The organism is Clostridium sp. C8 (genome assembly GCF_001010885.1).
In the GTDB taxonomy this organism is placed as follows: Bacteria; Bacillota; Clostridia; order Clostridiales; family Clostridiaceae; genus Clostridium; species Clostridium sartagoforme.
In genome coordinates this window covers 19,705-44,583 of sequence record NZ_LBMX01000091.1, presented here as the reverse complement: position 1 = coordinate 44,583, position 24,879 = coordinate 19,705, and the positions used below count along the sequence as shown (strand labels likewise).

Sequence of the window (24,879 nt, the reverse complement as noted above, 5' to 3'; positions counted from 1 at the left end):
TTTACTTACCAGCCTTTTTTAAAGCTTCATTCATTTTTGCTTTAACAGTTATAGGTAGACCAAATAAATTTATAAAACCAGCAGAATCTTTTTGATCATATACAGCATCTTCACCAAAGGTTGCATATTCTTCACTATATAATGAATAAGGAGATGTCATTCCAGCATTAATTATATTTCCCTTATATAATTTAAGTTTTACTTCACCAGTTACAGTTTCTTGAGTCTTACTTACAAAGGCTGAAAGTGCCTCTCTAAGTGGAGTAAACCATTGACCGTTGTAAACTAATTCTGCAAATTTTAAAGCAACTAACTCTTTATAATGAGAAGTTTCTTTATCAAGACAAATTTCTTCAAGATCTTTATGAGCTCTATATAGGATAGTTCCACCTGGAGTTTCATAAACACCTCTTGATTTCATACCAACTAATCTATTTTCAACCATATCAATTATTCCAATGGCATTTTCTCCACCAATTTTATTAAGTTTTTCTATTAATGTAACACCATCTACTTCTTCACCATTTAGTGCAACTGGAATACCTTTTTCAAATTTTAATGTAATATAAGTTGCTTTATCTGGAGCATTTTCTAAAGTATTAGATAATTCTAAGATTTTATCGTATTTAGGTTCGTTATTTGGATCTTCTAAATCTAAACCTTCATGACTTAAATGCCATAAGTTCTTATCCTTGCTATAATTAGTTTCATAACTTATTGAAATAGGAATCTTTCTATCTAAAGCATATTCTATTTCTTCTTCTCTTGATTTAATATCCCAAATTCTCCAAGGAGCTATAATATCCATATCTGGTGCAAAGGCTTTAACAGCAAGTTCAAATCTAACTTGATCATTTCCTTTACCAGTACAACCATGGCAAATTGCATCTGCACCTTCAGCAAGTGCAATTTCAACTAATCTTTTTCCTATAATAGGTCTTGCAAAAGAAGTCCCTAAAAGATACTTTCCTTCATATATTGCATTAGCTTGAATAGTTGGAAAAATATAATCATTAACAAATTCAGAAGTTAAATCTTCGATATAACATTTTGAAGCTCCAGTTTTAATCGCTTTTTCTTCTAAACCTACTAATTCATCTTTTTGTCCAACATTTCCAACAACAGCAATAACTTCGCAGCCATAATTTTCTTTAAGCCAAGAGATGATTATTGAGGTATCAAGTCCTCCAGAATAAGCTAGTACAACTTTGTTAAATTTTTTCATATAATTAAGCCCCCTTATATATTTATAACTTTTTTATTACCCAAAAATTAAGTACATTTAATAATTGCTTTTTAATCCAATAAAAGCTATGTTTATAATTATACGACTTAAGGTATAATTATGCAATAAATAATTTTATATTTATTCAATATTTATGTATAAAAATTTAAAAATGAAGGATTTTTATATACTTTAATGAATTTTTATAAGCATTAGTGAATATAAATAAAAAACTATAGCAACTTTATTCTTAGCTTTGCTATAGTTTAATTGAAATTATGTTAAATAAGTTAATTATATTAAAGTTTAAAATAAGTTTTTAATATCAGGTTTTTGTAAGTTTTTTAGATGTTCAGCATTATATCTTAGTACATGGAGAGTTGCTAAGGATTCAGCTTTATCATCTCCCTCTATATAAAGAGAGAGCTTTAAAGATTCATTCATAAGAAAATCATAATCTGCATGATTTAAGTATATAGCAGGAATTGAATCTCTTTCTTTTATAAATTCTAATAACTCAACTGAAGCTTCATATGCTAGTAATTCATTTTTATCATCTAATAAAACTTCAATTTCTTCGCATTTCATGATTATATCATCACAAAGAGATACAAATTCATTATTAAGAAATAGTAATGAAAAAACTAATACTATAAAAAGGAGTACAGAAATAACACTGTTTTTCATTATTTTACCTCCTTATTATTATGTAATTGATAAACAAATTTACCATTTGTATCTGTCATTGCAATTAAAACATTTTTAATTGAATTTATATTGTGTTTTTTTAATTCACTTTTAACCCAATCATCAGTTTTACCACAAGATGTTAAAGCATTTTTATTTATTTTACCATCTAGTATGTAGATGACTGGTAATTGAGGTTTAACTTCTTTAGTTTTATTATTAGAATTATTATTAGAAGAATCTTTTCTAGATTTATCAGAAGTTAAAAATGACATTTGACCATTGTTTTCTAATATTCCAAATTCTATTTCACTTAAATCAAAATATCCAGCAAGTCTTATTTCTTCCATGAGTTCATCTAAATTAATTTGTTGTTTTCTTAATGTTTCAAAATTTATTTTACCTCTAGTAATTAATATACAAGGTTCACCTTCTAAAATTTTTCTAGCTTTTTGGCTTTTTAATTGAATTATAGATAACACTGTTTTTATAAATAGTAAAGTAATAATAGGTATAATTCCTAATATTAAAGGTAATCTTGTATCTTGCATAGGTAAAGCAGCTAAGTCTGAAATCATTATAGTAATTACAAATTCATAAGGTTGTAATTCACCTATTTGTCTCTTTCCCATTAATCTAATCACAAGTATTACTAAGACATAAAGAAAAATGGTTCTTATTAGTACAATAAACATGTAAAATCACCTCATAAAACATAGTATTCGTATAAATTAACAAGTTTATTCTTATATTAATAAAGATTAATATAGTAGGAAATTTTATAGATTTTTTTCATATACAGTATATAATATTAAATAAAGATGTTTAGAAAATATTGACAAAGTTTATTTCAAGGAGGACGAGGAATGAATACTTTTAAAATAATTTATAAAAACAAAGAACATTTGGTTAACAAAGGAACTACTTATAAGGAATTTATAGAAAACTTTTTAAATATTGATTCAACTAAAATAGCATTATGCAGATTAGATAAAGATTATTATGAATTATTTCGCGAAATATATAGAGATGGAAAAATAGAATTAATAGAATTTGATAGCCCAATAGGATATAAAATTTACACTAGAACTCTACAATTCATTTTTATAAAAGCTACATTAGATCTTTATGATGATTCAATTATAACAATTGAGCATAGCATTGGAGAGGGTGTGTTTGGTGAACTTCATAAGGAAGAAGTATTGAATAAGGAAGATATAGATAAGATAAAGGTTCGTATGAAGGAGCTTATAGATGAAGATATTCCAATAAAAAGGATAAAAGTTAAAAGAGAAAAAGCCATTGAAATATTTACAGGATATGGCATGGAAGATAAGGTTTCATTGTTAAATCATGTGAATTTTGAAAATGTTAAGTTATATGAATTAGATGGAAGGTATGATTACTTTTATGGCCAGATGGCATATTCAACAGGAATTATAAAAGCTTTTGATTTAATGTATTATGAACCAGGCTTTGTATTAAGATATCCTAAAAAGAATGATTTAAATGTTGTAGCAGATTTTAAGGAAAATAGGAAGTTGTCTCAAATATTTATAGAAACAGAAAGATGGCTTAATATTTTAGAAGTTGGTGAAGTTGGTTCATTAAATGATAAAGTAGAAAATAAAGAATTCAGAGATTTAGTTATGGTTTCAGAAGCCCTTCATGAAAAGAAAATTGCTCAAATAGCAGATATGATAAATGAAAGAAAAGAAACAAAAGTTGTATTAATAGCAGGACCAAGTTCATCTGGTAAAACAACCTTTGCTAATAGATTATCAGTGCAACTTAGAGTAAATGGGTACGTGCCAATTCCTATATCGTTAGATGATTACTTTGTAGATAGAGATCATACTCCAAAGGATGAAAATGGAGAATATGATTTTGAAAGTGTATATTCATTAGATTTAGATTTATTTAATAAACATTTATGCAGTTTGTTAAAGGGAGAAGAAGTAGAAATTCCAAGGTATAATTTCAGAAAAGGGGAAAGAGAATGGATAGGTCATAAACTTATTCTTCCAAGTAATGGAGTTCTGTTAATAGAAGGAATTCATGGATTAAATCCTATTTTAACATCATCTATTTCAGATAAGCAGAAATTTAAAATATATATATCAGCATTAACACAATTAAATCTTGATAATCATAATAGAATTGCAACAACGGATATAAGAAGAGTAAGAAGAATAGTTAGAGATTACTTATCAAGAGGATATGGGGGAGAGGATACATTAAAGATGTGGCCATCTATTAGAAGAGGTGAGGAAAAAAATATTTTCGTTTTTCAAGAAGAAGCAGATGTAATGTTTAACTCTACCTTAGTTTATGAATTATGTGTATTAAAAAAATATGCTTTAGAAGAGTTAGATAAAATTAGTGAAGATAGTCCAGTGTATTTAGAAGCAAGCAGATTAAAATCTTTCTTAGGATTTTTTAAAGAAATAGATAAAGATTATGTTCCAACCAATAGTATCCTACGAGAATTCATTGGAGGAAGCGTGTTTTATAAATACTAATATTTAGATTAGGTCACAGTTCACAAGATACAGTGCACAGTTATTAATTAACAATTAGAGAAAACTGTGAATTGTGAACTGTAAACTGTGAACTGAAATAAACTTGGGGGTTTTTATGGTATTAAAAAGTGATTATGGGAAAATAATTTTAGAGGTAAATGATAGCAATGTTATTTATAAAAAGTTATTTAAGAAGTATATTATAAAAAAGAGTGATATTAGAAGTATATTTTATGATGAAAGTGTTTTAGGGATACTAACTTATAGTGGTAGAGTTTATTCTATTAGTATAAATTCGCTTTTATGGAGTGAAAGAAGTAAGCTTGATGAGTTAAGAAGAGAATTAAATAAAGAAAATATATTATTTAATTATACTAAAATTACAAACCAAAGTTTATCAATTTTTATCTGGTGGATACCGTATATGATAACAAATATTATGAGATTTAGATTAGAAATAATGTTATTAGTGATGATTCCTATTTTAGTTATAATAGCTTATTTTTATAGAAGCTCTAATAGGAATAATATTATTTATAATATTGATATAAATGAACTTGAAGTCATAAGAAAAAATAATATATTAAAGTATAAAAAACATGAAATAGATGAAATTAAGGTAAGAAAACAAAGTGATTATGTAACAGATATTCAATTTATAAAGAATAAGAAGAAATACGATATTTATTTTAAAGAAAGTCCATATTTAATAAAAATATATAGCGTAAGTTTAGTTAAGCTTTTCAATTAAACTGTACCTTACGTGAATTCATTGGAGGAAGCGTATTTTATAAATAATAGTTTTAATTAGTTCACCGTGAACAGATTACAAGGCACAGTGAATAGTTATTAATTAACAACTAGATAAGACTTTGAATTATGAAATACAAACTGAAGTAAATATACTAACTATTAGCATTATATTGTCTTAAATATGTAGATTATTAATTGAAACATATATATAATATTTCTGACAATAAAAAAAGATGAAGCCAGTGGATGGTGCTGATATGATTATTAATTATTAGCTTTCAACTGGAAAATGGAGGTAACAATGAGTAGCATGGGTGTTTTTGATATATTGGGACCTATAATGGTAGGCCCCTCTTCTTCACATACAGCAGGGGCAGCAAGATTAGGTAAAGTTGCACGTGCAATTGCAGGGGATGAAATTGTAGAAGTTACTTTTTTATTACATGGATCTTTTGGCAAAACCTATAAAGGCCATGGTACAGATAGAGCATTAGTTGCAGGAATAATGGAAATGGATCCATCAGATAAAAGGCTTAGGGATTCTCTTGAAATTGCAAAAGAAAAGGGAATAAAAATAACATTTAGGGATGAAGATTTAGGTGATTATCATCCTAATACTGTTAGATTTTTGATGAAGTGTCAAAATGGAAAAAGTTGCGATGTTATAGGAAGTTCAGTAGGTGGAGGAAATATCGAGATAGTCGAAATAAATGGAAATAAAGTTAAATTTACTGGAGCATATGCTACTATAATAACTTCACATAAAGATATACCTGGAACTGTAGCAAAAGTAACTAATATCTTATATAGTCATAAAATTAATATAGCCTTTTTAAATTTAGGAAGAAGTCAAAAAGGAAAAAATGCTACTATGACCTTTGAAGTAGATAGTAAAATTTCAAAGGATTTAATTGAAGAAATTAAAGCTGTTGAAGGAATAGAACAAGTAATACTTATAAATAAAGTGGAAGAAGGTGAGTAGTTTGGACATAGCAAAATCAGGAGAAGAACTTATACATATATGTGAAGAGCAGTCAATTTCATTAAGTGAGTATGCAATAATAAGAGAAATGGAAGATAATGATTTATCAAGAGAAGAAGTATTTTTGAAAATGAAAAAAACATTAGATGTCATGAAAGATGCAGCATCAGAAGCAAGAGAAAAAGAAATATTTTCAGTTAGTGGTTTAATAGGTGGAGATGCATATAAAATGCAGCAATACTTAAAATCAGGAAATTCCTTAACAGGAGACACTATGGTTTTAGCAATGTCCATGGCACTTTCATCCTCAGAAGTTAATGCATCTATGGGAAAAATAGTTGCTTGCCCTACAGCAGGCTCATGTGGAATTTTGCCTGCAGTAATATTGACAGCAGGAGAAAAACTTAATAAAAATGATGAAGAACTAATGAAAGCATTATTTGCAGCAGCAGCTGTTGGAATGATTATAGGAAGAAACGCTACATTTGCAGGAGCAGAAGGTGGATGCCAAGCAGAGTGTGGATCAGCCTCAGCAATGGCAGCAGCAGCTGTTGTAGAAATGATGGGTGGAACACCTAAAATGTCCTTAGATGCAGGAGCTATAGTTTTTAAAAATATACTAGGATTAGTTTGTGATCCAGTTGCAGGATTAGTTGAGATTCCATGTGCTAAAAGAAATGCTTCAGGAGCTATAAGTGCATTATGTACAGTTGACTTAGTTATGGCAGGGGTAGAATCAAAAATACCTTTTGATGACACTGTATCAGCAATGTATAAGGTAGGAAGAAGCTTACCAGCTGAATTAAGAGAAACAGCTCTTGGTGGAGTTGCAGTAACTAAGGCAGGACTGGCGTTGAAGAAAAAGGTTTATGGAGAATAGTAAAGGGATTGTGAAGCAATCTCTTTTAGTTCACAGTGCACAATTCACAGTTCACAGTTTTTTGGATAAGGTAACAGGTAACAAGTTATAAACTTAAAATTAAGGATGAAAAAGTTAAGTTATGGGGAAAATCCTTAAGGGATTTTAAAAAAGATATGTACATCTACTTCAGGCAAGCTTCGTTAGATGGGCTTTCATACTAAGTTCAGTTATCGTTACACCCAACTTTACTAAGTATTCAATGCCTCGCACATAGTTTAAGTTTTGCACAGCAAAGCACCTTAATTCTTTCATTTTTTAATTTTTTCATTCTTTCATTTATAAATTGCTTCGCAATTTAAATCAATTTGAGTTGGTTTTTCTAGCAATGAATTTTATTTAAATTAAAATCTAACCTATAGAGTAGACACGATAAAAAAGTCTATTCTATGGGTTTTTCTATTTATAATAAAATTATAAATGACGGTATTATATCCATAAAATGTTTAATGGATATAAATTTTACAATGAAAATTGCCGTATTATATGGTCGAAAAAGCAAGGAAAAAGGTGTATAAAATATATTTATTATGTAAAATATTCAAGTTATAATTGAATATGCAAATAAATGTTTGAAAATGTAAATTAAGGGTAAATAATAGGAGGAAATATGACAAAACATTATTTTAAGAAAATTGCAATATTTTTGGTAATAACTTTGGGGGTAACATTATTACCATCGATTGACAAAACTGTATTTGCAGATGATAAGTTAAATACTATGGTTAGTGAAGATAAGAGTGTAAAAGAAGAAGCAAGTATAGTAAAAGAAATTGAAGAACTTAGAGAAGAATATTCAAAACAATTTTTAAAAAGTGACGGTACTTATGAAGCTGTAGTGTATAACAAGCCAATTCACTATAAAGATGGTGATAAGTGGGTTGAAATCGATAACAGTTTAAAAGAAGAACTAGATAAGGAATTAAAAGAGTTAGATGAAAAAGAAGAAAATTTAAATACTAATAATAAAATAGAGCCTACAAAAAATGAAGATAAATTAAATGAAGAATCAGTTATTGATAATAAGGAACAAGAGAATTCAATAGAAGGTGAAAAAGAAGAACCAACTAACAATTACGCTAGTGAACAAAAGAAAAATAGCGAAGAAGATAGTAACTTAAATAGTCAAGATAAGAAGTTAAATAGTGAGGATAAGAGTTTAAATACTGAAGATAATAATTTAAATACAGGGGATAATAATTTAAATTCTGATGATAAAAATAAAATTAAGGAAATTGAAAAAAGCAAAAATGAAGAAAATTTAAATAAGGATAATAAAATTGAAGCAAAAAATAAAGATAAAATAGATGCTAGTAAAAAAATAAGGCAAAATGAAGTAAATAATATATTAACAAATAAAAATAATGATTTTACAGTAAGTATTTCAAAATACTCAGATTCTAAAAAGTTAATCAATATCTTTAAAGATGGCTATGAGATTTCTTGGGGAATTGAAAATGCAAACCCTGTTAAATATGAAAATGTTATAAAAGATAATAATAGCATTAATGAAGAAATTGAAGAAATAGTAGAAAGAAAAATAAATGAAAATAATAAAAATAAAAGTGGAAGCAAAGAAAAAATAGAAAAGGATAAAAAAGTAATAAGGGTAAATGAGGAAAAGAAAACATTAGAGAATATTTCAACGGGAGTTAACTACAAGAATATATTTAAGAATATTGATTTAAACTACACTGTAGATTCAAATATTGTAAAGGAAAATATAATAATAAATGATAAAGCAGATAGTGCTGAATTTGAATTTAGTATAAATACAAAGAATCTTATAGCAAAGCAAAATGAAAATGGGATTAAATTTTATGATGTTAAAAATCAAGAAAAAGAAGTATTTTCTATGGAAAAACCTTATATGTATGATAAAAAGGGTGACGATAGTAGAGATATTAAATTAGAATTTGAAGAAACAAAAGAAGGATATAAATTAAAATTAATTGCTGATATAGATTGGATCAATAGTAAAGATAGGACATACCCAGTAGTAATTGATCCTATTGTAAATACTAGCCAAGTTAGAACAGATATCTTTGATACCTTTGTCAGGCAAAATGATTCTGAAAACAAATATGATAATCAATTTTTAAGGGTTGGAAATAATTATGGAAGTATAACAAGAAGTTATTTAAAATTTAATATACCTACATTTGATACAGCAAATACAATAACAGGTGCATATATGAATTTAGTTTTATATAATGCTCCATCAGCTAATCAAGTTAATGTTCATAAAGTAACTAGCCAATATTCAACATCTGCATCTAATGGATATGTATATGGAAATTTATTATGGAGTAATATGCCTTCCTATAACAATAGAATAGAAGATTATGAAATAGTTAGTGGAGAAGATAAATGGGTTTCTTTTGACATTACAAGGATTGTAAAGGAATGGTACACTAGCGGAGTAAATAATGGATTGATGCTTAAGAGCAATGATGAGTCTATTTCAGATGCTATATTTTGGTCTTCAGATATGCATGATGCTTATAGAGATTATAGACCAGTTATACAATATAATTATATAAATAATTCAGGATTAGAAAGTTATTGGACATACCATTCACAAGATGTAGGAAGGCTTGGAACAGGATATATTAATGATTACAATGGTAACTTAGTATTTGAACAACCTTTGATATCAGACTCTGGCAATAGGATGCCTGTTAATATTTCTCTTATATATAATAGTAAACAAAAAAATAATACAGATACTAATGGCAGTGTATTAGGGTTTGGAAATGGGTGGAGATTAAATCTTAGTCAACGAATAGTTAAAGTAAATGTATCAGGAGAAGATTACTATAAATATATTGATTCAGATGGAACAGAGCATTACTTTAAATATGAATCATCCTCTGGTAAATACAAGGATGTATCAGGATTAGATTTGACTATAGAGCTAAATTATAATAATGGATATGATAAAGGGTATTTAATAAAGGATAAAAAAGATAATAAGTATATGTTTACGGCAAGCGGTTATCTTTATAAGATAGAAGATACTAATAAAAATACCATGACATTGCAGTACGAAGGTCCTAAATTAAAATATATAGTTGATGGGGTAGGTAGAAGAACAACCTTAGATTTATTAGATAATGGATATCTAGTTGGAATAACCGATTCAAGCGGAAGAAAAATAAGTTTTGGATATAAAGGTGTTCAGTTAAATTTAATAAGATATCCAGATAATAAGTTATCCGTTATAAATTATGATTCTAGTGATAGATTAATAGAAGCTCAAAACTATGATGGATATAAAGTTAAATATGAGTATACTTCAGGAATTGATTCAAAGGTTTCTAAATCTTATGAAGTTTTTAATGATGGAACTACAGGAAAATCATTAACAATAAATTATGGCTATAATACAACTACATTTAAAGATTTACAAGGAAGAAAAGAAGTATATCAATTTAATAATTGGGGGAATACTACATCTGTTATAGATGCAAATGGAAATGGAACATATTATAAGTATGGAGAAATTAGCAATGTAAATAAGTTACAAAGCAATTCCAAATTACAAAATACAGTTACAAACTATTTATTAAATCATAACTGTGAGGTAGTTAATACTCAATGGAATTATGATTATTGGGGAAACTCACAAGGAAAAGGTGAATTTACTACTGAAGAAAAATACTTAGGAAATAATTCATTAAAAGTAACTAAAAATAATATAGATTCAAGATCATTTTTTAACCAAACTACTATTTTAGAAAAAGGAAAAACTTATACTTTTTCTGCATATGTGAAATCAAAAAATATTTCATCTGCATTGAAAAAAGGTGCAGGAATATTTGTAAATTATCAAAATAAGGATGGAAGTTATAGTACTGTAGAAAGTGAATTTTTACAGGGTTCAAGTAATTGGGAAAGATTAAGTGTTACATTTACTTTGCCAAGTGATGCAGCTTCAAATTCTGTATATTTAAGAGCTGGAATTATAGAGGGAACAGGTACAGTTTATATAGATTCCTTGCAAGTTGAAAATGGTATAACACCTAATAGATATAATTTAGTAGAAAATCCTAGTTTTAAAGCTAACGGAAACCAAGGAAATTCAACCTATTGGTCAGCGAGTGGATATGATAATAGCAATGCTTTGGCTTATTCTACTGATTCAACATATCCAGTTAATGTAGATTCTTCAAAAACAGTTTATAAAATGGGCGGATTCAGTAATAAGGATAAAAATATATATCAATCAATACCTGTATCAGGTAAAAAAGGAGATGTTTTTGTAGCTGCAGCTTGGGCGAAAGGTGAATCTGTACCACTTAGAAATGATAGATGTTTTGCTATAGATCTAGGACTTCAAAGACTTGATGGAAGTTATCAGTGGTATGTAATACCATTTAATGAAGATACGGATGAATGGCAATATGCAGCAGATAAAGTGGTTGCAGATAGTGATTATACAAGAGTTGTTATTTATGGACTATACTATAGAAATGCTAATAATGTATACTTTGATAATTTTCAATTATATAAGGAAGAATTTAGTACAAGCTATCAATATGATAGTAAAGGTAATGTTGTATCAACTAAGGATTTAGCTGAAAAGAATAGTACTTTTGAATATAGTGGAACTAATGATTTAATAAAAACCACTGATCCAAAAGGAAATAATTATAATTATACTTATGATGATAAGCATAATATAAAAACAGCGAGAACAGCAGAGAATATAGTTTATTCCTTCGAATATGATTCTTATGGTAATCCAATAAAATCATATACAACAGGAGGAAGTTTTGAAACCCGTTCAGAAGCTTCATATACAGAAGATGGGAATTATATAAGATCAATTAAAGATGAAATAGGAAATAAAATAACCTATAGTTATGATGATGAAACTCCAGAAGTTTTTAATAATAAAACTATTTCTACAGGAAATGTTACATCAATAACAGATGCAAAAAATTCAAGCACTTTCTATAACTATGATAGAAATACAAATGCTTTAACAAAATCTTATAAAACCGTGGATGGAAAGGAAATAGCTAATTCTTATACTTACGAAGACGATAGAGTGAAAACAATAAATCATAATGGATTTAATTATACATTTAATTATGATAAGGCTGGAAATAACAGTGAAGTACTAGTTGGAAGTCAAAAGCTAATAACTAATAACTTTAATATTTCAACTGGAAACTTAGATTCAAGCACCTATGGAAATGGTCATAGTGTAACATATCAATATGATAAGTTAGATAGGATTATAGGAAAGAAATTTAATGGAGATACAGAAAATAGATATACTTATGATTATGATGGTAATGGAAACTTAGCATTACAAAAGGATAATATTAGCGGTATATCTACAAGATATTTATATGATTTTTCTAATAGATTATCTAAAATAACAGATTCCAATAATAATATATTTAAAATAAATTATGATTTAAATAATAATGTAAGTGATTTTGAAGAAAATTACAGCAACTTAAGTAATTTTAAAACATCATATGCCTATGATAAAGATAACAAAATAAAAAGCATAATGTATAATAATACATCTTTAAATTCTAATAACTTAGAGACATTCTCCTTAAATGGAAGTTTAGTAGGATCATTGGGAACAAATCCTTATTCAAGTTCACCAGTTTATGAGCGAGATAATGATGGAAGTTTTATGCTAGCTTCATTTAAAAAAGGAAACAATCTTATAGTAAATAATTCTTCATTTGAAAGTAATTCAGCAAATTGGGTGCTTGGTGACTGGACTGGTTTAGGTGGAAGCTGGAGAATTGTTAATGATGGTGAATTTGGAGGAAAAGCATTAGAAAGTTATTCAAATAATTTAGATAATTCAGTAAGTACTAATGCTGTTGCATATCAGGATATTACATTACCATCTGTATTAACAGCAAGCAAAAGCTATACAATAAGTGCTTATGCTAAAAAAATGGGTAATGCTACGCCAAAATTATCAATTCAATGTCTTGATTCAAGTAATAGGGAGATTTCTGGAGCATATTGGACTTATAATAAGGATGTACCTGAAAATCAATGGACAAAAATCTATGAAACTGCAACAATACCTAAAAATACAGCCAAGATAAGGGTGATAGTAAGAACAGCGGTTAGTGGTTTTGATAAAGTTAGGTTTGATGCAGTTCAACTTGAAGAATCTATATACTCAACACCATATCAAATGACGTTAACAGAGCCTTCGGCACAATTATATAACTTAGGAATAAGTAAAAATTCAGGTACTCAAGGATTATGGATGATAAGTAAGGATACTAGCAATGCTTTAATGATGTTAGGAAATGAAAATGCAAGTAATAGTAGTATATTAAACTTATATGTTGACTCAGATAGTAAGGTAAAAATATCTGCTAGAAATACTAGTAATGTTTTCTCAAATATAGTTCAAAGTAATGTAACAATTACAAGAAATAAATGGTACTATACAGCAATGACTTGGGAAACCAATGCAAGTGGAATAGTTACTGTAACATTGTATGTTTATGATAAGGAAGGAGATAAATTAGATAAAGTAAGTGGTACGTTAGCGAACTTTAAAGATATAGTAGGTGCTTCAACAGCTTTAGGAAGTAGTGTACCTAATAGATATAAATTAAATGGATATTTAAAAAATTTTATTTATAGTTCAGACAGGCTTTCAGATGAACAAATTGCTAATTTATATAAACAAAGAGAACGTTCAAGTATAAATTATAATTATGATGCAATAGGAAGATTAAGAACAAAAGCTATAAACACAGGAAGTACAACTTATAATACTGAACTTGCATATGTAAGGGCATATCCAGAAAGGGAAACAAATCTTGTTTCAAGCTATACAAATGGAAGTAAAGAAATTCAATATTCCTATGATGAGCTTAAGAATATAAAGAGTATAGTTGAAAATGGAAAAACAACAACCTTTACTTATAATGAATTAAATGAACTAGTTAGAGAAGATAATGGAACACTAAATAAAACAATAACCTATGAATACGATGCTGGAGGCAACATATTATCTAAAAAGGAATATGCTTATACAACAGGAACATTAGGAACAGCAGCTAAAACAATAAATTATTCATATGGTGATGCAAATTGGAAGGATAAGTTAACAGCTTATGATGGAAAAGCAGTAACATATGATGCAATAGGAAATCCACTAACTTATGATGGATACACCTACACTTGGGAAGGTGGAAGAAGACTTAAAGCAATAACAGGAAACAATAAAAATATAAGTTACAAATATAATGACAACGGAATAAGAACAGAAAAAACAGTAAATGGAGTAAAAACTAGTTATATACTAAGTGGAGATTCAGTATTATTAGAAACAACAAATGATGAAAAAATTCACTATACTTATGATTCATCAAATAACCTAGTAAGTATGAATATTTCAGGAAATAGTGATTCAAGTATAAATGGAGAATATTACTATATAAGAAATCTTCAAGGTGATATAATAGGATTAATAGATAAAAATGGTACTGAAGTAGTAAGTTATACTTATGATACCTGGGGTAAACTTATATCAATAGAAGGAAGTTTAAAAGATAGTATAGGAGTAAAGAATCCTTATAGATATAGGGGTTATAGGTATGATACCGAGACTGGATTATACTATTTAAATGCTAGATATTATAATCCTGAATGGGGAAGATTTATTAATGCTGATGAATATGTAGGTCAGGTTGGTACATTACTATCATCTAACATGTTTGCATATTGTTTGAATAATCCAGTGAATTTACATGATCCAAGTGGAAGTTGGTTTGCTTTAACATTTCCTTTATTGGGGCAGGTAGCGACAGGAATATTAAGTACCATAACGGCAGTTGTTTCTTCACCAGTAGTCATTGGAGTTGCTCTTGTAGCAGCAACAGGATTTTTAATATACTCAGGGTATAAATACTATACATCTACGGTTTCAAATAAGAATTCAGAAAAAGTTCAATCCAATTCAGATGATGTTGATGTGGAAATCGTAATACCTAGAAGTAAATATCCAGAGACTGCACAACATGTAGAAGATGCGATAAAAAGTGGCCATCCAGATGAATTAACAATTGAGAGAAGTAAGTCCAAATCTAATAGAAAAGAGTCATTGAAAGCTAAACCGAAGGTAAAAGATAAGGATTTAGATGAATACCCTCCTGCCATGTTTAAAGAAGGTGGAGCTGGAGCAAGTGTGAGACCTATTGCTCCTTCTGATAATAGGGGAGCAGGCGCGTGGATGGGACAAAAATTGAGAGCTTTTCCTGATGGAGCAAGGGTACGAATAAGAATTGGGGATTAAAATTTATATATTAAGGAGAGAGTGAAATAAATGAAGCAATTAAGTGAATTAATTAATAATGAAGAATCGGCTTGGAAACTAGTTGATAATTGGTTAAAGGAAGCTATCAATAAAGTAGAAATCTTACAACCGTCAATTGAGGATTCTGAAAGAGTATTGTATGATTTACAGGTTACCACAAAATCAGTTTTAGGTGCTATAGCATATAATTGTGGTGGAATACTGATACAAGATGGCTGGATAAGAATACTAGGCAGTGGATCAAGAAAGCTAAAGAGAGACATTTCGGTATGGAATAAGATAAATATTGAGAATGAAAATCCAAGAATAGGTGGTGCACTTTTAGTTGCAGATGATGTTTTAGGCGGATTCTATGCAATAAACGGTGGACAGCTTAGTGGTGTTGTTGGTAATGTATTTTATCTAGCTCCAGATACGTTAGAATGGGAGGATTTAGAACTAAGATTTTCAGAATTTATCTACTGGACGTTTGTAGGTAATATAAATAAATTTTATGAGTCTTTTAGGTGGTCGGGATGGCAAGATGAACTTCAACAGATTTCTGGAGATGAAGGATTTTCTATTTACCCTTTCTTATGGGCAGAGGGAGAGAAGATTGAGAAACGTTCTAGAAAAGCAATACCAATTGAAGAAATATGGGAATTAACAATTGAAAACAGAAAGAAGTTATGTATTGATTAATATATGACCTACAAATATAATTTTGAAAATCTTCTTAATATCAAATAGATCTAGCTAAATTTATAGTTCTTTATAATAAGAGGTCATAATTGGTTGATGTATCTACTGCTTGTATTAATTTAGATGTAGATAGTTACTTCATAATAATATTAATTTGTAGCAAGATTAATATTATCTCAGTAGAGTTAAAAGAAAAAATAAATGTATATTAATAATTACACTAAAATTAAGAGCTAATGTTCAGAACGTTGGCTCTTTTCCTTTAGAAAAACAAGTAAAAGGAGAACAATGATGACAATAGATTTTGTAGGGAAATTCAAAAGATACTTAAGGTTAAAGGGGAAAAGGTAACTTTTAATTGTAATGATTTATAGGCAGTATACTAACCTATGATGGATACACCTACACTTGGGAAGGTGGAAGAAGACTTAAAGCAATAACAGGAAACAATAAAAATATAAGTTACAAATATAATGACAATGGAATAAGAACAGAAAAAACAGTAAATGGAGTAAAAACTAGCTATATACTAAGTGGAGATTCAGTATTATTAGAAATAACAAATGATGAAAAAATACACTATACTTATGATTCATCAAATAACTTAGTAAGTATGAATATTTCAGGAAGTAGTGATTCAAGTATAAATGGAGAATACTACTATATAAGAAATCTTCAAGGTGATATAATAGGATTAATAGATAAAAGTGGTGCTGAAGTAGTAAGTTATAGCTATGATACATGGGGTAAACTTATATCAATAGAAGGAAGTTTAAAAGATACTGTAGGAGTAAAGAATCCTTATAGATACAGGGGATATAGGTATGATACAGAAACAGGACTATATTACTTAAATGCAAGATACTATAATCCTGAGTGGGGAAGATTTATTAATGCAGATTCATATACTGGAGATGGTGGATTGTTGTCACATAATTTATTCTCCTATTGTATGAATGATCCAGTAAATTTACAAGATCCAAGTGGAAATATAGCTATTTCAACATTAATAATGATAGGTGGATTAGTAGCTTGGGGAGCAGGGACAATATATAGTGCTGTTAAGCAAAAGCAAGCAACAGGTAAAGTTGATTGGCTTTATGCAGTTTCATATGGAGCAAGTTGGGGATATACAGCAATGACTTTAGGATTAGCTGCAGCTTCATTGGCATCTATGGCGTCATCAGTACCTTCTAATGCTACAGGTGGAAGTTCAGGCTCTACATCATTAACGGGATACAATCCTCAATTTGCAGCAAGGCAAACATTAAATGGTGGTAAAGTTTCAGAAAGTTCATTAAAAAGTTTAGTTCCAAAAGGAGTTCCAAATACATTTAAACCATCAAGTACAATTAGTGATGGATATAAATATAATTTCACAGCTAATGGAACTAAAATGGAAGTGAAATGGCATTCACCAGATTCATTTGCAGCTACAAAATTTGGTAATATGTCTAATTCAGGAAGTGGCTGGACTGCTCAAATAAGAGTGGGAGGTAAATTGTTAGGATTAGATGGAAACTTTTATCCAAGAAAAAATCCGAGTAATTTAACACATATTCCACTAATAGGAGGAAAATAGATTGGAAAAAAAGTTTTTAGATATACCAGCTTATATAACATCAGAAAAATTAGAATCATATTTTGAAGAATTTCTTAATTATTATGAAAATTGCTATTATAATATAGATGAGATTTTAGAAGAATTAGTTGAATTATCAGAAATACAATGGAATACACATGAGCTTATTTCAAAGCCTTTAAAAAATAAATTAGAGAATTATTTATTTAAAATAATTGATTTAGACTCATACCCAATAATGGATTTGATTTTTATAATAATTGGTAGATTAGGATTAGAGAATATCTATTTATGGATAATAGAAAATAAAAAATCTATTAAAAATATTGAGGTGATAAAGGATATAGAAGAAATTGAAAAAGAATATGGATACTCGTATGTAGATCCATATTCGAATTATTGGGGATAATTTCCGATATATATGACAACTTTTAATATATTTAATTTGTTTTTTTAGAATTATAGAATTACCATAATCTATTTAGTTTAAGTTCGACTGAAATAGCTTAAAAGTGATTAATTAAATTTAATATTTTAGAATCTGGCTTTAGTAATATATTAATTATTAGATTTAATATAATGTATATAAGTAAAATAAGTTAATAGATAAAATAGAGGAGCTTTATACAAACTCATATTATATTTTAACATAAAGTCTATTAATAAGAGGTTAATAATAGACTGATTATTTTTGTATAAAATATAAAAAATTCATTAATAATTTTCTCTATAAGTTTTTCATTTATAATTTTGCTTATCCAAATTAAATTATACACTACCTGCTACTTGTTCCCTGTTACCTGACACCTGTTCCTTGCTACATGTTACTTGTTACCTGACAGCTGTTCCCTGTTCCCTTTTAAAACTAGTGAATTATTATAATATTTTGCATATAGAAGGGAAACAATATATTTGTTAAGTATTGAATAAAAAACAAAATAAATAATTATTATTAATTGATAATTATTCTTGAAAAATATTCTGAAATACTTTAATATTTATATTATAAGATTATACAAAATTAAATGCAGATTATATGCGTTAATTGAAATTAGGAGGAAGACATGAGTAAAGTACTATATGTAAAAGCAAATATTAAACCAGAGGGACAATCAAGAACATTTAGAGTATCAGATAGTTTTATCGAAGAATATAAAAAGAATAATCCAAATGATGAAATTATAGTTTTAGATTTATATAATGAAAAAATAGATTTTTTAAGACTAGATGATTTGCAATCAGTATTTGGTGAAAAAACTGAAGAAAGTAAAAATCACCCAATATTAAAATATGCTTATCAAATGGCAGAAGCTGATAAAATTGTTATTGCAGCACCAATGTGGAATTTAGGTGTTCCAGCAATAGTAAAAGCTTATTTTGATTATACAAGTGTAACTGGAATAACTTTTAAATATACTGCAAATGGTCCAGTTGGAATATGTAAGGCTACTAAAGCTCTTATAGTTTCAGGAAGAGGTGGAGATTATACAAACCCAGTAACTTCACAATTTGAAATGGGAGAAAGATACTTAAGAACAATATTAGGCTTCTTTGGAGTAAAGGATATTAAGAGTGTTGCAGCAGAAAATCTTGATGTACAAGGAATGGATGTAGAAGCAATTGTTAATAAAGCAATTGAAGAAGCAAAGGAAATTGCAAAGGAATTCTAAATTTCATAAATTTAATGTGAAATAAAGGATTAGAAAGAATAATTGAATATCATCACTTTAAATCTATTATTTTCTATGAATAGTATCTATTTAAAAGTAAATAATAAGTTCGTAAGGTGGTGATTATAATGAATAAAAATCCAAATATAAAATGTACAGTTGAACAATGTAAGTACAATAATGCAAATGAAAGATATTGTACATTATCAATGATTGAAGTTGGAACTCATGAAAAAAATCCAACAGAACCAAAATGTACAGATTGTAATTCTTTTGAATTAAAATAATAGTATAAAAATATATTATTATTTTAATCGTAATGAAAAATTCCATAAAAATAGAGAAAGCAGATTTGCTTTCTCTATTTTTTATGTGAGAAAAATTATAAAAAATAAATAACAAATTTATTACTTGGATAAAATTAATACTTCTAGGTAAAAATAATATTTGATATAAAAATGTTATAAAAATAATATTTAACATTTTGTAGAAATCCTTTTAGGGGGAACTATGAAAGAATTAGAATATATTGTTTCAAAATTATTTAAAATAAGTATGAGTAAATACTTAATTGCAGTTATAGTTATGGCATTGTCTATAATTATAAACAAATATATAATAACCAAAATATTTGATTATATAATTAGAGCAGTAAAAAAGACCAAAACTTATGTTGATGATACTTTATTTAGAGCACTAGAAAAGCCTATTAAATTATATCTAACATTGTATTCTTTCTATATATCATTAAAAATTATAGATTTTGATGGATTAAACATTAATACAGTTACAAGTGATAGATTAAAAAAGATATTTTTAGTAATAGTGTTGTGCTATTTTTTATACAACTTAACTTTAGAAAATTCTTTTTTATATACAAGGATGCATAGAAATGGTGGAGGAAACACTATAGTATTTCCATTTATTTCTATAGTAATAAGATTAATTATTATAGTTATTGGAATAAGTATAATAGCTAGAGAATTTGGGTTTACTGGATTTATTACTGGGCTTGGTATTAGTGGAGTTGCCTTTGCTTTAATGGCACAAGATGCCTTTTCGAATTTATTTGGAGGGATGATAATAGTACTAGATAGACCCTTTGCAATTGGAGATTGGATACAAACATCTCAAGTTGAAGGAATAGTTGAAGATATAACATTTAGGAGTACAAAAATAAGAACATTTTCTATGGCTGTAGCAACTGTACCAAATTCTAAGTTAGCAAATGAAAATATTATTAATTGGACTCAAAGAAAATTAAGAAGAATACATTTTAAATTTACTATAAAGTTTGATACAGAAATAGATAAAATAAAAAGTTGCTTAAATAAAATTGAAGAGTTACTTAATAATCATGAAAAAATAGATAAAGATTTAATTATTGTAAGCTTTAATGAATTATCAAGTTATGGGTTTGGAATTTTTATTTATTTTTATACAAATGAGTTAAATTACACATGTTATGAAAAGCTAAAACAAGAAATAAATATAGAGATTTTAAGAATACTTAGAGAAGAAAATGTGGAACTAATGTTTTTAACATTTAATTTTACCAATGGATTAGAGCATAGAGGCGCTAATTGTGAAACTGAATGTACAGAGTTAGAATCTATAAGAAATATAACTGAAGAGGAAAGAGGAAAATAGATAGAAATACCTATCTATTTTTTTCTGTAAATTTAGTGGTATAATTTAATTATTAAGTAAACTATATTATCATTATTAAGTATTTTGCTTAAATGTTAAATTTTTATTGCAATTTATATAAAAGCTTAAAGAATAATATAAAAATAGTGTATGAGGTGAAGATATGAACATAAATAATAAAAAGCTTATGCAGGTATCAAAAAGATGTGGATGTGCTGGTAAGTTTACTCCAGAAGAATTGGCAGATGTATTATCCAATATAGAGGCTAAAAAAGAAGATAGAGATCCTAATTTAATTGTTGGATTTGATAAATCTGATGATGCAGGTGTTTATAAGATATCAGAAGATCTAGCTTTAGTTCAAACTGTAGATTTTTTCACACCAGTTGCAAATGATCCATATACATTTGGGCAAATTGCAGCAGCAAATGCTTTAAGTGATGTTTATGCCATGGGAGGAAAACCTTTAACTGCATTAAATTTAGCTTGTTTTTCAGCAACTATAGGAGCGGAAATATTGGCAGAAATATTGAAAGGTGGAGCTGCAAAAATAAGAGAGGCAGGAGCTACAATTGCTGGAGGGCATACAATCACAGATGAAGAAGTAAAGTATGGAGTATCAGTAACAGGTATAGTTCATCCAAAAAAGGTAGTAACAAATTCAGGCGCAAAAGAGGGAGATGTACTTATCTTAACTAAACCATTAGGTACAGGAGTTTTAACTACAGCTTTAAAAATAGATTTTATTGAGGAAGAAGAATTTTTAGAAGCATCAATCGTTATGTCAACCTTAAATAAAATAGCTTCAGAAGAAATGCAAAAAATAGGGGTTAATTCATGTACTGATATAACTGGATTTGGCTTTATTGGACATGCATATGAAATGGCAAATGGGAGTGAAATTGAATTAGAGATATATAGTAAAAAAATACCAATAATGAATAAAGTAATGGATTTGATAAAAGAATACTGCCTTCCAAGTGGAGCATATTCTAATGAAAAATATTTTGAAAAATGGGTTAACTTTAGTGAAGAGATTTCAGAACAGCTTAGATTAGCTTTATTTGATCCGCAAACATCAGGTGGACTATTAATTTCTGTTGAAGAAAGCAAAGCTAATGAATTATTAGAAAATATAAATAAGAGAAGTCAAATAAAAGCAGAGATAATAGGTAAGGTAGTTAAAAAGGGAAGCAATGGAAAAGCGATAACTGTCAAATAGTAATAAAATGCGAAGCATTTTTCTAGTGCACAGTTAACAAAGCACAATTCACAGTTATGGAAATAATTCAGCTCTGCTGAATTAAGAAATTCTTATATCAACAATCAAAGAGTTGATATAACTTAAACTTCAGAAACTACGAAGTAGTTTCATCATAAACTGTGAACTGTGAATTGTGCACTGTGAACTGAATAAATTAGGGAGTGGCTTGAATTGAAGTTGAATAGTATTTTAGAGATCGAAGAAAAGTCTATTATTTCTATAGTTGGTGCAGGTGGTAAAACTACATTAATGTACACTTTAGCAAAGGAACTTAAAAATGAAAATAAGGTTATGGTGTCAACTACTACTAAAATATACTGTCCATCTAAAGAAGAAGTAGATTTTATAGCTATAGGAGAAGAATATAATACAATAAAGAATAATAAAGCTAATGGTATATATGCTTATGGAAAATTCATTAATGATGAAAATAAACTTATAGGTATAGAAAAGGAGGAAGCTTCAAAATATGTAGATAATTTTGATTATATATTAATAGAAGCTGATGGATCTAAAGGAAAACAAATTAAGGGATGGAATAGCACTGAACCTGTGATTTGTAATGAAACCAATATAACAATAGGGGTTTTAAGTTTAGGGGCTTTAGGAATGAAAATAAATGATGAAAATGTTCACAGATTAAAAGAATTTCAAAAGCTTACTAATTGCAAAATAGGAAATGACATAGGTATTGAGGAATTTATAAATATCATATTTAATGAAAATGGATTATTTAAATATTCTAAAGGAGAGAAAGTGTTATTTTTAAATAAATTAGATAAAGTAAATGAAGAAGATTTAAGGCTACTTATTTCTGAAATAAATAAAAGAAATAATAAGTATATAAATAAAATTATAGTTGGAAGTTTAAAAGATAAATATTATAAAATTATAATTTGAAGAAAAGAAAGAGGGGAAAACTATGGATTTAGGGACTGTAGTAGTAAGAGGTGGAGGAGATATAGCATCAGGAACAATACAAAAGCTATATAGAAGTGGATTTAATGTATTAGTTTTAGAAATAGAAAAGCCTACAGCTATAAGAAGAAATGTATCATTTAGTGAAGCTATATATAGTGGAGAAAATATAGTTGAAGGAATAAAGGCTGTACATGTTCATAATTTAGAAGAAATAAATAGAGCCTTTGAAAATAAACTTGTTCCAGTAATTATAGATGAAAATGGAGAATTTATAAAAAAAGTTAATCCAATAGCAGTTATTGATGCAATATTAGCCAAAAAAAATTTAGGGACCAATAAATATATGGCGCCAATAACAATAGCACTTGGGCCAGGATTTAATGCTGGAGTTGATGTAGACATAGTAGTTGAAACAATGAGAGGTCATAATTTAGGAAGATTAATATTTAAAGGGTATGCAATGCCGGATACTGGAACTCCTGGTGAAATTGCTGGTTATTCTAAAGAAAGAGTAATATATAGCAAAGCAAATGGAAAAATAAAAAATTTAAAAGCAATAGGTGATATAGTGAAAAAGGGAGATATTTTAGCTTTAGTTGATGATATACAAATACTATCACCTATAGATGGATTATTAAGAGGACTTATAAAAGATGGTAGTTATGTTTATGAGGGATTAAAAATAGGTGATGTAGATCCAAGGTTAAAGGAAATAGAAAATTACACTACGATTTCAGATAAAGCAAGAAATATAGGCGGGGGCGTATTGGAGGCTTTATTAATTATGAAAAATATAAAATTAAATAATTAAAATATAAAATAAAAAGTTATTAAATAATTTTTTAATGAGAAGTGACTTTATAAAAGAAACTATGAATTGTTTATGGTTCACTAAATAAAGAAGTAGCTTTATTATTAACTTTCAATTAAAAAATATATTAAAATTATAAAAAGAGGTGTAAATATGAATATTATAGACTGTAAAGGCTTAGCGTGTCCTATGCCTGTTATAAAAACAAAAAAATATTTTGATTTAGATGATTCAAAGGAAACTTTAGTTATAGTAGATAATGAGGTAGCTAAAAATAATATACTAAGATTAGCTAAAGGATTAAAGTTAAATAGTAGCTTTGAAGAAGAAAATGGATTGTACAAAATACAATTATCAAGAGGCGAGTTTACAGAAATAAATGAAGAGGTTTATGAAGAATTAGTAGTTAATAAAGCTTCAGCTCCAACTATATTAGTTTCATCAAATTTACTTGGAAGTGGAGATGATAAACTAGGTGAAACCTTAATGAAAGTATATATTAATACTTTAGCAGAAGCAGAGGTATTACCAGAAAATTTAATGTTTATAAATGGTGGCGTAAAGTTAACTTGTACTGGTTCAGATGTTTTAGATAGCTTAAATTCAATGAAGGAAAAAGGAGTTAACATAATAAGCTGTGGTGCTTGCCTTGATTTTTACAACTTAAAGGAAGAACTTAAGGTTGGAGAAATAGGAAATATGTATCAAATTATAGACTTAATGAATAAAAGTGGAAACACTATAAAACTTTAAATTGCAAGGCAATTTTCTTAGGTGAAAGGTAACAAGTAACAGGTAGCAAGTGTTATATTTACGGATAAATGTGACACTTGCTACCTGTTATCTAAGTATTAAAATAGTATTAAAAAACTGAAAATTATGTACTGAA

19 protein-coding genes are annotated in these 24,879 nt (G+C 27.8%); 16 read left to right on the top strand and 3 right to left on the bottom strand.

Features of this window, described 5'->3' with window-relative positions; all coding sequences use genetic code 11:
* Position 1: 1 nt before the first annotated feature.
* From AAT22_RS14355 to AAT22_RS14345, 3 genes are all read right to left on the bottom strand, one after another.
* Positions 2-1,225, bottom strand: a complete 1,224-nt coding sequence (locus AAT22_RS14355; protein ID WP_047001736.1) for an argininosuccinate synthase — start codon at positions 1,223-1,225, stop codon at positions 2-4.
* A 306-nt stretch (positions 1,226-1,531) separates the two neighbouring features.
* On the bottom strand, positions 1,532-1,912 hold the full coding sequence (locus AAT22_RS14350) for a DUF4363 family protein (protein ID WP_047001735.1): 381 nt from the start codon (positions 1,910-1,912) through the stop codon (positions 1,532-1,534).
* Entirely contained in the window at positions 1,912-2,607 is a 696-nt protein-coding gene (locus AAT22_RS14345; RefSeq protein WP_047001734.1) for a DUF421 domain-containing protein, read from the bottom strand. The genes AAT22_RS14350 and AAT22_RS14345 overlap by 1 nt, the downstream gene beginning before the upstream one ends.
* A 171-nt stretch (positions 2,608-2,778) precedes the next feature.
* On the opposite strand from AAT22_RS14345, the gene AAT22_RS14340 reads away from it, so the two are divergent.
* The 16 genes from AAT22_RS14340 to yedF all read left to right on the top strand — a co-directional run bounded on the left by AAT22_RS14340 (position 2,779) and on the right by yedF (position 24,743).
* Positions 2,779-4,434, top strand: a complete 1,656-nt coding sequence (locus tag AAT22_RS14340; RefSeq protein ID WP_047001733.1) for a nucleoside kinase — start codon at positions 2,779-2,781, stop codon at positions 4,432-4,434.
* Positions 4,435-4,549: 115 nt separating this feature from the next.
* A complete protein-coding gene (locus tag AAT22_RS14335) occupies positions 4,550-5,185 on the top strand; it encodes a hypothetical protein (protein ID WP_047001732.1) in 636 nt (211 codons plus the stop codon).
* A gap of 303 nt (positions 5,186-5,488) precedes the next feature.
* Complete coding sequence (gene sdaAB, locus AAT22_RS14330; protein ID WP_047001731.1) at positions 5,489-6,169, top strand: L-serine ammonia-lyase, iron-sulfur-dependent subunit beta; 681 nt, start codon at positions 5,489-5,491, stop codon at positions 6,167-6,169.
* Between the two features lies 1 nt (position 6,170).
* A complete protein-coding gene (gene sdaAA / locus AAT22_RS14325; protein WP_047001730.1) occupies positions 6,171-7,049 on the top strand; it encodes an L-serine ammonia-lyase, iron-sulfur-dependent, subunit alpha in 879 nt (292 codons plus the stop codon).
* A gap of 649 nt (positions 7,050-7,698) precedes the next feature.
* Entirely contained in the window at positions 7,699-15,390 is a 7,692-nt protein-coding gene (locus AAT22_RS14320; RefSeq protein ID WP_052953972.1) for a DNRLRE domain-containing protein, read from the top strand.
* Positions 15,391-15,420: 30 nt separating this feature from the next.
* The gene (locus AAT22_RS14315) at positions 15,421-16,092 is read left to right on the top strand and encodes a DUF2625 domain-containing protein (protein ID WP_047001729.1); all 672 of its coding nucleotides are present in this window, start codon (positions 15,421-15,423) and stop codon (positions 16,090-16,092) included.
* Between the two features lie 89 nt (positions 16,093-16,181).
* Positions 16,182-16,304 (top strand): hypothetical protein, encoded by a 123-nt coding sequence (locus AAT22_RS19570; RefSeq protein WP_278279876.1) that lies wholly within the window; start codon positions 16,182-16,184, stop codon positions 16,302-16,304.
* 401 nt (positions 16,305-16,705) lie between these two features.
* A complete protein-coding gene (locus AAT22_RS18620) occupies positions 16,706-17,674 on the top strand; it encodes an RHS repeat-associated core domain-containing protein (RefSeq protein ID WP_052953971.1) in 969 nt (322 codons plus the stop codon).
* Position 17,675: 1 nt separating this feature from the next.
* Positions 17,676-18,083: a hypothetical protein gene (locus AAT22_RS14305; protein WP_047001728.1), complete on the top strand. Its 408-nt coding sequence runs from the start codon at positions 17,676-17,678 to the stop codon at positions 18,081-18,083.
* 655 nt (positions 18,084-18,738) lie between these two features.
* The gene (locus AAT22_RS14300) at positions 18,739-19,344 is read left to right on the top strand and encodes an NAD(P)H-dependent oxidoreductase (RefSeq protein WP_047001727.1); all 606 of its coding nucleotides are present in this window, start codon (positions 18,739-18,741) and stop codon (positions 19,342-19,344) included.
* Positions 19,345-19,472: 128 nt separating this feature from the next.
* Positions 19,473-19,631 (top strand): DUF1540 domain-containing protein, encoded by a 159-nt coding sequence (locus AAT22_RS18870; protein ID WP_084820779.1) that lies wholly within the window; start codon positions 19,473-19,475, stop codon positions 19,629-19,631.
* Between the two features lie 223 nt (positions 19,632-19,854).
* The gene (locus tag AAT22_RS14295; RefSeq protein WP_047001726.1) at positions 19,855-20,994 is read left to right on the top strand and encodes a mechanosensitive ion channel family protein; all 1,140 of its coding nucleotides are present in this window, start codon (positions 19,855-19,857) and stop codon (positions 20,992-20,994) included.
* A 163-nt stretch (positions 20,995-21,157) separates the two neighbouring features.
* Complete coding sequence (gene selD, locus AAT22_RS14290) at positions 21,158-22,216, top strand: selenide, water dikinase SelD (RefSeq protein ID WP_084820778.1); 1,059 nt, start codon at positions 21,158-21,160, stop codon at positions 22,214-22,216.
* A gap of 213 nt (positions 22,217-22,429) precedes the next feature.
* Positions 22,430-23,158 carry a selenium cofactor biosynthesis protein YqeC gene (yqeC, locus tag AAT22_RS14285; RefSeq protein WP_016209005.1) on the top strand — a complete coding sequence of 243 codons (729 nt, stop codon included), beginning with the start codon at positions 22,430-22,432 and terminating at the stop codon, positions 23,156-23,158.
* Positions 23,159-23,180: 22 nt separating this feature from the next.
* Positions 23,181-23,990: a selenium-dependent molybdenum cofactor biosynthesis protein YqeB gene (yqeB, locus tag AAT22_RS14280; RefSeq protein ID WP_047001725.1), complete on the top strand. Its 810-nt coding sequence runs from the start codon at positions 23,181-23,183 to the stop codon at positions 23,988-23,990.
* Between the two features lie 153 nt (positions 23,991-24,143).
* Positions 24,144-24,743, top strand: a complete 600-nt coding sequence (gene yedF, locus AAT22_RS14275; RefSeq protein WP_016209003.1) for a sulfurtransferase-like selenium metabolism protein YedF — start codon at positions 24,144-24,146, stop codon at positions 24,741-24,743.
* Positions 24,744-24,879 lie beyond the last annotated feature (136 nt).

What these genes read in the sequence shown, in the direction of transcription:
- AAT22_RS14320 (WP_052953972.1), top strand. Translation starts at nt 7,699, where the DNA reads ATGACAAAACATTATTTTAAGAAAATTGCAATATTTTTGGTAATAACT.
- selD (WP_084820778.1), top strand. Translation starts at nt 21,158, where the DNA reads ATGAACATAAATAATAAAAAGCTTATGCAGGTATCAAAAAGATGTGGA.
- AAT22_RS18620 (WP_052953971.1), top strand. Translation starts at nt 16,706, where the DNA reads ATGAATATTTCAGGAAGTAGTGATTCAAGTATAAATGGAGAATACTAC.
- AAT22_RS14345 (WP_047001734.1), bottom strand. Translation starts at nt 2,607, where the DNA reads ATGTTTATTGTACTAATAAGAACCATTTTTCTTTATGTCTTAGTAATA.
- AAT22_RS18870 (WP_084820779.1), top strand. Translation starts at nt 19,473, where the DNA reads ATGAATAAAAATCCAAATATAAAATGTACAGTTGAACAATGTAAGTAC.
- AAT22_RS14350 (WP_047001735.1), bottom strand. Translation starts at nt 1,912, where the DNA reads ATGAAAAACAGTGTTATTTCTGTACTCCTTTTTATAGTATTAGTTTTT.
- AAT22_RS14340 (WP_047001733.1), top strand. Translation starts at nt 2,779, where the DNA reads ATGAATACTTTTAAAATAATTTATAAAAACAAAGAACATTTGGTTAAC.
- AAT22_RS14300 (WP_047001727.1), top strand. Translation starts at nt 18,739, where the DNA reads ATGAGTAAAGTACTATATGTAAAAGCAAATATTAAACCAGAGGGACAA.
- AAT22_RS14355 (WP_047001736.1), bottom strand. Translation starts at nt 1,225, where the DNA reads ATGAAAAAATTTAACAAAGTTGTACTAGCTTATTCTGGAGGACTTGAT.
- AAT22_RS14315 (WP_047001729.1), top strand. Translation starts at nt 15,421, where the DNA reads ATGAAGCAATTAAGTGAATTAATTAATAATGAAGAATCGGCTTGGAAA.
- yedF (WP_016209003.1), top strand. Translation starts at nt 24,144, where the DNA reads ATGAATATTATAGACTGTAAAGGCTTAGCGTGTCCTATGCCTGTTATA.
- yqeB (WP_047001725.1), top strand. Translation starts at nt 23,181, where the DNA reads ATGGATTTAGGGACTGTAGTAGTAAGAGGTGGAGGAGATATAGCATCA.
- AAT22_RS14295 (WP_047001726.1), top strand. Translation starts at nt 19,855, where the DNA reads ATGAAAGAATTAGAATATATTGTTTCAAAATTATTTAAAATAAGTATG.
- AAT22_RS14335 (WP_047001732.1), top strand. Translation starts at nt 4,550, where the DNA reads ATGGTATTAAAAAGTGATTATGGGAAAATAATTTTAGAGGTAAATGAT.
- sdaAB (WP_047001731.1), top strand. Translation starts at nt 5,489, where the DNA reads ATGAGTAGCATGGGTGTTTTTGATATATTGGGACCTATAATGGTAGGC.